We start from the raw sequence: 11,097 nt of genomic DNA, 5'->3' as shown, positions 1-11,097 counted from the left end.
AAGCTCGCCGTCGCATTCTGCCCGAGATTGCTCTCGTCGACCGTCAGCGGAGGCTGGGTCGCACTCGCCGTCACCGAGGGCACATCGTCAATGATGTTAACAGAGATGGTCGAGGTCGAGCTGTTGCCGAAGCTGTCGGTCACCGTATAGGTGAACACGTCCCTGCCGGGCTCCGTCGCAGCGCCGTTGTTGATGGCAGGCGACGTCGTGAAGGGCGTCGTCAGCGTGTAGGTATAGTGGCCGTCCTGGTCGATCTGCAGCACACCATAGATGCCTTGCACGGTCACCGGGCTGCCGCCGACCGCCGATGACGTGGCCCCGGCGATGTTGGTTACATGCGGGCTGTCCGGATCGCCGAGCGTCAGCGTCCCCTTAACAGTCTCGGCCGTGCTCAACGGGTTCGAACCCGTCACCGTGCCATGGTCGATGTCGTCGCCTGTCGTGCTGGTGTCCAGCGCGGCCTCGTCGACCGTCAGTGTTGCCGCAACCGGCTGCGGCGTGCCGCTCGACAGGGTGATTGTCAGCGTCGAGGGTGACGTGTCGCCGTCGCCGTCCGTAATAGTGTAGTTGAAGACGTCGATGCCCGACGCGTTCGGGTTGGCGTGATAGCTGTAGCCGCCATTGGCATCGACCGTAAGCACGCCATAGGTGCCCGTCACCGTGCTGCCCGCAACATTCGTCCAGGCGATGGAAGCGATGCCGTCGGCGCCGGCTGTGTCGTTGGTCTCGACATTGCCCACAACCGTCTGGCCTGACTGAGCCACGTCGGTATCGTCATGGGCCGTCGGCACGTCGTCGGACACCGTCACGTTGACCGTGCCGGTCGCCTGGGTGCCGTCGGTATCGGTGGCGACCACGCCGACATGGCCCAGATCGACCAGGTCGTCGAGATTGATGCCGGGATGTGCGTCGTAATTGTTGTTCAGCGTCGCCGTCACCGTCGCCACATTGCTGGCGACCGATAGATCGAGCGTCACCACGGTCACGGCGCCGTCCTTGCCGACGACCTGGGTGTCCGACACCCGGGTCCAGGTCAGGTTTGCCGTGTTTAGCCCGCCCAGGTCGGTGCCGAAGACGATCGAGGTGATCGCGTCCGAGCCCGGCGTGAAGGTGATCGAGTTAGAGGCAGAGTCCGGACCGAGCGGCGTCGAGCCGTCACTCAGGTTCTGGTCGTCGAGCGCCAGCGTGATTGGAGCGCCCGCGGTCGGACCCGCGCCATCCGTGACCGTGAAGGCGATGTTGGCCATCGAAGTGTCGTGGTCGCCGTCCGTCACCGTGTAGGTCGCGTTGACCGCCACGGGACCGCCGCTGTTGTCGACCGAGGCATCGGCCGTGAACGAATAGGATCCGTCCGCCTTCACCTGGATGGTGCCCGCGCCGATGTCGATCGACTGCGAATAGCCGGTGCCGGGATCGAAGGTCAGCGGCGTGCCGTTGACATGCGTCACTGTCGCGCCGTCGGCGCCTGCGACGAAGTCCAGTGTCCCCGTCACCGCCGGGGCACCTTCCACAACCGCTTGCGAGGCTTCGTCATGGGCCGTCGGCACGTCGTCGGACACTGTCAGGTTGACCGTGCCGGTCGCCTGGGTGCCGTCGGTATCGGTGGCGACCACGCCGACATGGCCCAGATCGACCAGGTCGTCGAGATTGATGCCGGGATGCGCGTCGTAATTGTTGTTCAGCGTCGCCGTCACCGTCGCCACATTGCTGGCGACCGATAGATCCAGCGTCACCACGGTCACGGCGCCGTCCTTGCCCACGACCTGGGTGTCCGACACCCGGGTCCAGGTCAGGTTTGCCGTGTTCAACCCGCCCAGGTCGGTGCTGAAGACGATCGAGGTGATCGCGTCCGAGCCCGGCGTGAAGGTGATCGAGTTAGAGGCAGAGTCCGGACCGAGCGGCGTCGAGCCGTCACTCAGGTTCTGGTCGTCGAGCGCCAGTGTGATTGGAGCGCCCGCGGTCGGGCCCGCACCATCCGTGACCGTGAAGGCGATGTTGGCCGTCGAAGTGTCGTGGTCGCCGTCCGTCACCGTGTAGGTCGCGTTGACCGCCACGGGACCGCCGCTGTTGTCGACCGAGGCATCGGCCGTGAACGAGTAGGACCCGTCCGCCTTCACCTGGATGGTGCCCGCGCCGATGTCGATCGACTGCGAATAGCCGGTGCCGGGATCGAAGGTCAGCGGCGTGCCGTTGACATGCGTCACTGTCGCGCCGTCGGCGCCTGCGACGAAGTCCAGTGTCCCCGTCACCGCCGGGGCACCTTCCACAACCGCTTGCGAGGCTTCGTCATGGGCCGTCGGCACGTCGTCGACGATGTTGACGGTGAGCGTGCCGTTGGTGCTCTGCAGATCCTGGTCGGTCAGCGTGACGGTGAAGTTCTCGAACAGGCTGTTGGTGCCCTGGACAGGGGTATGTGTCTCGTTGTCGTTGAGCGTGTAGGTGTAGCTCACCTCGCCGGTGCCGGCATTGTAGGCCGTCACCGTCAGCGTGTTGCCCAGCGCCGTCGTGAACGAGTTGGCGGTGAACACACCGTCGGTGATGAAAGCGTGGCCATCGATCGACAGATCGTGGATGCCGTCGGGCGAGGAGATGGTGAAGGCGCCGGCGCCGGTCTCGGCCGTGCTTGCCGGATCGGACCCCGGGCCACCCGGCGTGCCGACATTCAATGCCGCTTCGTTGACGATGACGTCGCCGCCATTGGCTTCCGGCGTCAGGTTGGAGACCTCAGGTGTCGAGTTGCCGATCGAGATCGTCAGCGTGGTGTGCGAGGTGTCGCCGTCGCCATCCTTGATCGTGTAGGTGAAGACGTCGTTGACGCCTCCGGGTGTGCCGGCATCGCGCACATAGGTATAGCTGCCGTCGCTGTGTAGCGTCAGCTTGCCATATTCGCCCTGGATCGGGCTGTTGAGTGTGGTCGTATTGTTCAGATCGACATTCGTCGTCCCCTTGGCAACGCCCACCACCGTCGCGCCGTCGGCGCCCTGGGTGTCGGCAACGCCGTCCGTCGTGTTGGCGTCGCCCGCATCCGTGCCGCCAATCAGCACATTGCCCGTCGCGGGGCCGAACTGGCCGGCCGCGATGCTGTCCGTGTCGGCAACCGCCGTCGGCACGTCGTCGATGATGGCAATGGTGAAGGTCGTGCTCGCCGTATCGCCGTCGACATCCGTGACGGTGATGCTGAAATTATCCGGAACCGTATCGTTGGCGTCGTATCCGGTCGTGCTGACGGGATGCGTGACCGACTGAGTGACGGTGTAGTCATACTGGATGGCACCGGTGCCAGGATCGTACGACAGGATCGTGATGTAGCCGAACTGTCCTGAGATCTGCTGGCCGACGCCGGTCACGGTAGTGCCGTTGATGACGATCGAGCCGATGCCGTCGGGTGCGTCGATGGTGATCGCCCCGACGCCGGAGGTTTCGGAGTTGCTCGCTGCCTCGCTGCCCGGCGATTGTTGCGGGCCGCCATCGAGGCCGGTTTCACTGGCCGCCTGGCCAGGGTCGGTCAGCGACATGGCCACCACGGAGACGCCCCTGTCGACCAGGGAAGGGAACAGCTCGCGCCGCTCCAATTGTCCAAAATGCAGATCGGTGGGCGGCAGCAATGCCGACAGGCCGAAGCCGTCGCCGATCCCGCCGGAGGGCTGCTCGAAATTTCCGCCGGCGCTGGAGGTCGACCCTCCTGGGCCCGCCGACATCGAACCGTCCGCGCCAAAGGCGACATCGACATGGCTCGCTTCCAGCGCCGCGATCAGCGCCACGCGGGGCACTTCGACTTCGCCGATGATGAAGGTCGGCACGTTCAGGGCGCCGTCCTTGATGACGATGACCGAGCCGTCCGCCTGTTCGAGCACGAGGTTGTGACCGTCGACTTTGATATTGTCGATCGAGACGTTGGCGGGGAGCCTGACGACGTTGCTGGCGTCCGCGACATATTCGTGCGGGGCATTTGCCGCCGGCGGGGCAACCGCTGGCGCGCCGCCGCCGACATCGACCGGTACGGGTTCGGCCGCGGCCGGCGCGGCTTGAGCTGGCGCCGTCGCCTGCTCCGCCAGCGCGGCTTGCGCCACCATCTGGATCGGCGCTGTCAGGTCGTGATGATCGTTGGAAACGGAATGTTCGTCCCACGAGTTCGAAACGTTGTCCAATTCAATACTGGTCGCCATAGCTTAAACCCCTCCGGCATTTCCCGGAAAGAGACAGGCGACGCCTTGACTTTGCAACGGTCCGTCAACCCATTCTATATATTTGGATATGCCTGCGATGGCTTTTTTTACGCTTGGTAAACTGTGAATATATAATTGGTTATATGATATCCGGAATGCACGAGATTTTGCCGCGGGCGGCCCGGAAAACTTGGTAAATATAAGTATAAAACTATGTAAAATTTTACGCAAAGTAGCAAAGTTGCTTTGCAGGAAAGTTATCCACCTTCCTTTCCAGTAATTTGAGACAAGATTGGTAGCGTCCACGGTCAAAGGTGGGCGTCATGAAAAAACAAAAGAATGCTCGGGAAAAGAACAAGCTCAAGCTGCTTCTGCTGGCGGTGGGAATCGCCGGCTTGGCGCAGCCAGCCCTTGCCGGGCCCATCATCAGGGATGTCCTGTCCGAAACAGCATTGCTTGGCACCGTCGAGGCACCGCCCAGTCTCGGCGGTATTTCGCTGCGCAGGTACCAGCCATGGCAGCCGGCCGTCTCCTACCAAGCCAGCCTCGTCTCGAACGGCTACGGTCCCGTTTCCGCACAAGACGGATCCAGCGCCTCGACGGCTGCGGAAAGCCAGGGTATCGACCCCATCCAGACAGCGGCGATCATCCCGGGCGTGTTCGGGTCGGTTGCGCTGTCCATGCGCAATTTTCCCGTTTCAGCGCGCTGGGCGCCGGTCTATCAGGCCATAGCCAGTTGCACGGCGGGCAGTCCCTGCGACCACGAGAGCCAGCCCTTCGCCGCCATGGTCGCGGCTGCCCAAGCCAAGGGGTTCGTCGAAAAACTGTCGTTCATCAACAGCGGCATCAACCGCCTGATCGCCTACAGGAAAGACAGTGTCGTTTACGGCAAGCTCGACTACTGGGCGAAGCCGTCGGAGATCCTCGCCCATCGCGCTGGCGACTGCGAGGACTTCGCCATCCTCAAGATGACGGCGTTGCTGAGGGCAGGCATCCCTGCACGCAGCATGTCGCTCGTCGTGCTCCAGGACCGCAAGCGCGGGTTCTTCCACGCCGTGCTTTCGGTGAGCACCGCAAGCGGCGCTTACATTCTCGACAGTCTCAACAATACGGTGCTCAAGGACAGCGCGCTTCCGGACTATCAGCCGCTCTATTCGTTCAGCACCGACCGGGCATGGATCCACGGGTCCAGAACGGGGGGCGCGCGGGTGGCCGACGTCAAGGGTGGTTTCGAAAGCGTGGCGCCCGGCGAAGGTGTGCAGATGGACGTCAAGTAAAGCGGGGCGGGCGGCGTTGTCCCTGCTGAATGGCTAGCTGTTGAAGACAAAAGCCATCAGCAATTCCAGCTCCAGGACCGGCGCCCGCACGGCGTTCAATTGGCCCCGATAACGGCGCTCGCCGGCGCCAATCACAAATCCGCTCGCAACGGCAACATCGCCATTGGTCTCGAGGCGGGCGAATATATCCGCCACGTTGAGATCCAGCGCCAGCTTCAGGTCCTGCCGCGCGTCTTCGGCGAACGCCGTCGGCAACTGCCGTTTGACAAGTTGCTGGAACGGAGCATTGAACGTCACGATCTTCTTGCTCGAGGCCAAGGCGAAAGCCGGCGACGGACAGGCAAGCAGAATGGCGTTTACCGTCCTGATCGACGCAAGCCTGCGCAAGTTCAGGTTCGCGTGCCCCAACTCGCGTATGCAGGCCACCCGGATTGCCGAGGTCAGATTTCCTTTCTCAGCGTGACTGTCAGCGATTTCGTCGACCAGCATGCCGATCGTGCATTTCCGGCTCTCCGCCATCTGCTTCAGCGAAAGCCAGAAAGCCCGTTCCAGGCGGATGCCGCGCCTTACGCCGCCGCGCGCCACGACGCGGAACTCGAGCTCGAAATCTTCTGTCGGGAGTGGCAGAAGCAGGCTCGGGGTCGAGGGAGAGATGGCGCTACCGCTCACTCATTGCCTCCTGGCGTGCCTTGTTGATCGGCTTCAGCAGGTAACTCAGGATCGTCTTGCGCCCGGTCTTGATATCCACCGAACAGATCATGCCGGGGATGATCGAATATGCCTTTCCGTCCCGCTCCAGTGTCGATTTCTCGGTTGCGACACGCACCTGATAATAGGGCTCGCCCGTCTTCTGATCGACCAGGCTGTCCGCGGTTATGTTGGAAACCTTGCCTTCGATGCCGCCAAAGATCGAGAAATCGTAGGCCGTGACTTTTATCAAGGCATCCTGGTCGGGGCGAATGAAGGCGACGTCGCGGGGCGAAACACGCGCTTCGACCAGCAGCGTCTCGGAAGTGGGCACGATGCCGGCAACGACCGAACCTGGCTGGACGAAGGCGCCGACGGTGTTCAATTCCATCGTGTTGACGATACCGTCGACTGGAGAGCGGATATCGGTCCGCGCGACCTTGTCAGTCGCGCCGCGAATGGTTTCGTCCACGACCGAAAGATCGGCCAAGGCTTGCGTCAGGTCGTCGAGCGCTTCCTGCTTCAGCTGCAGCCCGAGTTCCTCGACCTGCAGCTGCGCCTCGGTGATCGCCGACTTGGCCTTCTTTATCGTCTCGCCGGCCAGGTTCAATTGGCCGTTGAGTTCGGTTTGCTCCTGCTCGACCTTGAGCTGCTCGGTCCTTGCCATCAGACCTTTCTTGACCATCGAATCGACGAGTTTCGCCTGCTGGTCGCTCACGGCCAGGTTTTTTGTCAGGCGGTCGAAATTGGCGTTCGCCTCGTCGAGTTCCTTTTCGCGCTGGTCGAGGCGCGACTTGAGCACCGACAGCTTGTTGTCGAAGTTTTCGCGCCGGGCAACGAGGAGATTCTGCTCGTTGTCGCAGATTTCCGGCGCCACGGACTGAATGTTTTCCGGACACGGAAATGATCCCGTGATGTTACCGCTCTGTTCGTATTTGAGCCTGGCGATACGTGCTTGCAGCGCCCGAGCCTTGGCCTGCTGTTCGCCCAGGCTGGAGGTGTTCAATGTGTTGTCGAGACGAATGATGAGGTCGTTCTTCCGGACGACCTGTCCCACCTTCACCGCGATTTCCTGAACGACGCCCGGTTCGCTGGCCTGAATGACCTGGGTCTTGGAGGCTGGTATGACCTTGCCGTCGCCGCGCGCGATCTCGTCGACTTCGGCGAACGATGCCCAAGCGACAAAGGCGACGAAGAGCGCCGCTATGATAAATATCGACGCCGTCGCAAAGAACGGCGGTCGGTCTTCCCTGGCAAGCATTTCCCACGCCCCATCATTATACCGGCCTCGGCCGGTATAATTTCTTCATTCAGGAATTCGTTTTCTGCAGTGCCTGAATGACTTGTTCTTTTGGCCCGTCAGCAACTATTCTTCCTTGTTCGACAACAATAAGGCGATCGGCCAATTCGAGCATGCTGAAGCGATGCGTCGAGACGATCAGCGTCGTGTTGCGATCAAAAGCTGTCTTGAGTTGCCTGATCAGCTGCCTTTCCGAAGCCAGGTCCATCGAGCCGGACGGTTCATCCAGAAAGACGATCTTCGGCTTGGTCAAAAGCAGCCGGGCGATCGCCACCGTCTGTCTCTGCCCGCCGGAAAGATTGGTCCCGCGCTCGCCGACATTCATGTCGTAGCCGCGTGGATGGCGGGAGACGAATTCATCCACGCCGGCGGCCTTCGCGGCTTCGATGATCTGCTCGTCGGTCGCCTCCGGGGACGCCATGAGCAGGTTCTCCTTCACGGTGCCCGAAAACAGGTCGCCGGCTTGCGCCACGATGCCGACAGCGGCGCGCACCTCCGACGGGTGATACTGGCGAATGTCGATGCCATCCAGCAGCAGCTCTCCGGAACTTGGCAGGAAAAGCCTGCCGATCAGGCGTCCCATCGTCGTCTTGCCTGACCCGATGCGGCCAATGATGCCGATCCGCTCCCCCGGCTTCACCGAAAAATTCAGGCCGGACAGGACCTCGTTTTCCGATCCGGGATAGACGAAGCCGACATTCTTGAACGTCATCGCGCCATTGCGGATAGGACGATTGACAAAGCCCACCGTGTCCGGCCGGTCTTCCGGTTGGCTCATGATGGAGTTCACCATCCTCAGCGAGAGCATGGCCTGGCGAAATCTCGACAAGGTGATCGCGATCTGACCGAGCGGAGCCACGGCCCGGCTCGCCAGCATCACCGTGCCGATAATGGCTCCCGTCGAAACATGGCCTTCCGAAAAGGCGTAGGCTCCAGCCACGACCAGGGCGACCGTCACAAGCTGCTGGATGGCCTGGGTGATGTTGCCGGCCGCCGCCGAGAGCTGCTTGATCTTCTCGGAGGTGTTGGCCGCGTTCTTCGAATGCTCGCTCCATTTCCTCAGCAAATAGGCTTCTGCGCGTAGCGACTTGATTGTTTCCAGCGTGGAGATGGACTCGACCAGCAACGCCTGGCGCTGGGATGCTTCGTTCATCGATGCGGCCACGCGTTTGCCGATGCGGCGCTGCGTGACCAGGCCGACGATTACAGACGCCACGAATGCCAAGGCCGGTATGATCACCAACCAGCCGCCGATCGCGTAGATGACGAGCAGGAAGATGAAGACGAAAGCCGTATCGATGAAGACGCTGATGGTGTTGGAGGTGAAAAACTCCCTGACGAACTCATATTGCGTGACGCGGTTGGCATATTCGCCGGTCGAGCCCGGGCGCGCGGATAGGGAGGAATTCAGCACCTTCTCGAACAGCAGGTACGATATGCGCAGGTCCGCCTTGCGCCCGGCATAGTCGATGAGCGAGGCCCGGGCCGTCTTCAGAAGCAGGTCGAAAAGAATGACGGCGCCGATTCCCAGCGCCAACACCCAGAGCGTCGATATCGCCTTGTTCGGCAATATGCGATCATAGACGTTCATGGTGAAGATCGGTGAGGCGATGGCCAAAAGATTGATGAAAATCGCCGACAGCACGACCTTCGAATAGGTGCGCCAGAAAGCGCCCATCGTTCCCGTCAGCCAATGACGCCGCTCGATCTGCTGCGCCGATCCGACCCTCATGCCCTCGGTGGCGTTGGCATAGGTGATCGAGAAGGACACGCCGCCGCTGATGTAACTCGCGGCCAGTTCGGATTTACCGACAGTCGTGCGTCCGTCTTCCTGCGGGGCCGTGAGATACCCTTCGCCGTCGGTTTCCGCCAGCAGGGCGATCGGCAACTGACTGACACGGAAGAGAATTGCCGGCAGATCGACACGCCCGCGCAGGAAGTCGCGATGGCTGAATTCGCGCGTCTCCAGACCGATGCGTTCGGCAAGATGCCTGATCTCGGTGACGTCGATGCGCGTGTCCGAGATCGGCACGCCGGCAAACAGCACGGTCTCCGCGCTCGGCCTGCCGAGATAGGCGGCAACCGCTGAAAAACAGGCCTTGAACGCCTCCTTCGGCGACAGGATATTTGGCTGCTGATTCACGACCCGCCTGCCAGGACCTTCAACACCCGTTACACCGGCTCACTTTTTCCTGACCGGGGCAAGGATGTCGAAGGGCAGGTCGTTCTTCTGTTCCGACGGGGTCCGCGCATAGGTTTCGGTATCAGGCGTCGGCGGAACCGCGAACTCGCCCTCGGCATAGGCCACGGCCTGCTTGGCGGGCTGAAGGTCCATGGTCCTCAGCAATTGTCCCGTCGCAGCCAGCAGGCGGTATTCCGCAAAGAGCGATGCGTAGGACGCGGTGTCGGCCAGGGTCGCCGTGTTGAAGCGCGTGTTCTGCGCATCAAGGACGTCGAGCAGGGATCGCTGCCCGACTTTGAACTGCTCGCGATAGGACGCCACTAGTTTTTCATTCGCGGCCGCCTGCAGCTTCAGCGTCTTTGCCAGGTCGGCCTGCCGGAAACGACGGTCCCACGAGGTGCGCACGGCCTCCTCGATCTCACGCAGAACCTGATGCATCGCAAGCCGCTGCTCGCTGTTGCGGCGGATCTGCTCCTGCTCATTGGCCTTGTCGATGCCGCCTCGATATAGGTTCCAGCGCAACACCAGCCGCGCCTGCAGGTCGGACGTATCGCCGTCGTCGCCGTCGATGTCGGATCCGCCCCTGGCGCGACCCTCGGCGATGATTTCGGGGCCATATTTGGCGCGGGCGGCGTCCACTTGGGCGGCGGAGGCGTTCAGATCGCTGTTGGCCATGTGCACGCGAGGATTGTTCGCGCGTGCCAGGCCAATCGCTTCGTCAAGCGATCTCGGCAGTGCGCTGGCCACCGAACCCGGACGCGATGCGTTGGTCAGCGGCTTTCCCACGGTCTTGAAGAACCGTATCTTCGACGCTTCCAGCTCTTCGGAAGCTTCCTGCATGCGCGCCTTGGCGGCAAAGAGGCGCTCCTCGGCCTGTTGGCGATCGGCTTCGTTCAAACCGCCGCCTTCGATACCGGCCCGGATGTCGCTCAGGATGGCTTGATGGAACCCGAGGTTCTTTTTTGCCTCCGCCACGATCGATGTCTGCAGCATGTATTCGAGGTAGTCCTGGACAACCGAAAGCCCGATGAACTCGGACCGCTCGAGGACGCGGAACGATGCGCCGTCGACGCGCGAGGCCTGGCGGCTCATCTCGGCGCGACGTGCGCCACTGTCCCAGAGTTTCTGGGTGACCACGAGATCGGCCTCGGCCGGGTAAAGAGAATCATCCTGGATGGAAAGCGCCCGTCGTGACGGGTTGTCGAGGCGGCGAACACCGGCTGATGCCTCGACATCGACACTTGGCAGATAAAGTCCTTTTGCCTGCCGCAGTTCGAACTCGATGGCCTCGCGGTTTTCGATGGCTTGGCCGATTTCCGGGTTGGATTCCACCGCAACCGCCATGGCCTCCTTGAGCGTCAGTGCATGCGCGCTCCAGCCACTCAGCATGGTAGCCGTCATCAAGAGACCAACGCCCATGACCTTGGTCGACAGACCTGTCGTCTTCATTTTCCCACCCGCGTTTCCCCGCGCTCTTTAAGAGCG

The 11,097-nt window shown here is 62.0% G+C and carries 6 protein-coding genes; 1 reads left to right on the top strand and 5 read right to left on the bottom strand.

The genetic code is table 11. The features are described 5' to 3' along the window. A partial coding sequence (locus LB569_RS26460; protein ID WP_224694693.1) for a beta strand repeat-containing protein occupies window positions 1-4,166 on the bottom strand: 4,166 nt, incomplete at its 3' end. Window positions 4,167-4,489: 323 nt separating this feature from the next. On the opposite strand from LB569_RS26460, the gene LB569_RS26455 reads away from it, so the two are divergent. After that, the gene (locus LB569_RS26455) at window positions 4,490-5,443 is read left to right on the top strand and encodes a transglutaminase-like cysteine peptidase (protein WP_224694692.1); all 954 of its coding nucleotides are present in this window, start codon (window positions 4,490-4,492) and stop codon (window positions 5,441-5,443) included. A gap of 33 nt (window positions 5,444-5,476) precedes the next feature. Here the strand turns inward: LB569_RS26455 and LB569_RS26450 are convergent, their stop codons facing one another. From LB569_RS26450 to LB569_RS26435, 4 genes are read right to left on the bottom strand one after another with little or no spacing between them, the layout of a single operon-like run. Then, entirely contained in the window at window positions 5,477-6,112 is a 636-nt protein-coding gene (locus tag LB569_RS26450) for a ribbon-helix-helix domain-containing protein (protein WP_140710402.1), read from the bottom strand. Then, window positions 6,102-7,391: an HlyD family type I secretion periplasmic adaptor subunit gene (locus tag LB569_RS26445; protein WP_140710404.1), complete on the bottom strand. Its 1,290-nt coding sequence runs from the start codon at window positions 7,389-7,391 to the stop codon at window positions 6,102-6,104. The genes LB569_RS26450 and LB569_RS26445 overlap by 11 nt, the downstream gene beginning before the upstream one ends. 49 nt (window positions 7,392-7,440) lie before the next feature. Further along, window positions 7,441-9,573: a type I secretion system permease/ATPase gene (locus tag LB569_RS26440; protein WP_224694691.1), complete on the bottom strand. Its 2,133-nt coding sequence runs from the start codon at window positions 9,571-9,573 to the stop codon at window positions 7,441-7,443. Window positions 9,574-9,612: 39 nt separating this feature from the next. Further along, on the bottom strand, window positions 9,613-11,061 hold the full coding sequence (locus LB569_RS26435) for a TolC family protein (protein ID WP_140710408.1): 1,449 nt from the start codon (window positions 11,059-11,061) through the stop codon (window positions 9,613-9,615). Between the last annotated feature and the right edge of the window lie 36 nt (window positions 11,062-11,097).

The organism is Mesorhizobium sp. BH1-1-4 (assembly GCF_020165665.1).
In the GTDB taxonomy this organism is placed as follows: Bacteria; Pseudomonadota; Alphaproteobacteria; order Rhizobiales; family Rhizobiaceae; genus Mesorhizobium.
Note: the sequence above shows the minus strand (reverse complement) of the source record. Positions and strands in the feature narration are given on the sequence as shown.

Coding starts and splice junctions, on each gene's coding strand:
- LB569_RS26435 (WP_140710408.1), bottom strand. CDS start 11,061: ATGAAGACGACAGGTCTGTCGACCAAGGTCATGGGCGTTGGTCTCTTG.
- LB569_RS26445 (WP_140710404.1), bottom strand. CDS start 7,391: ATGCTTGCCAGGGAAGACCGACCGCCGTTCTTTGCGACGGCGTCGATA.
- LB569_RS26455 (WP_224694692.1), top strand. CDS start 4,490: ATGAAAAAACAAAAGAATGCTCGGGAAAAGAACAAGCTCAAGCTGCTT.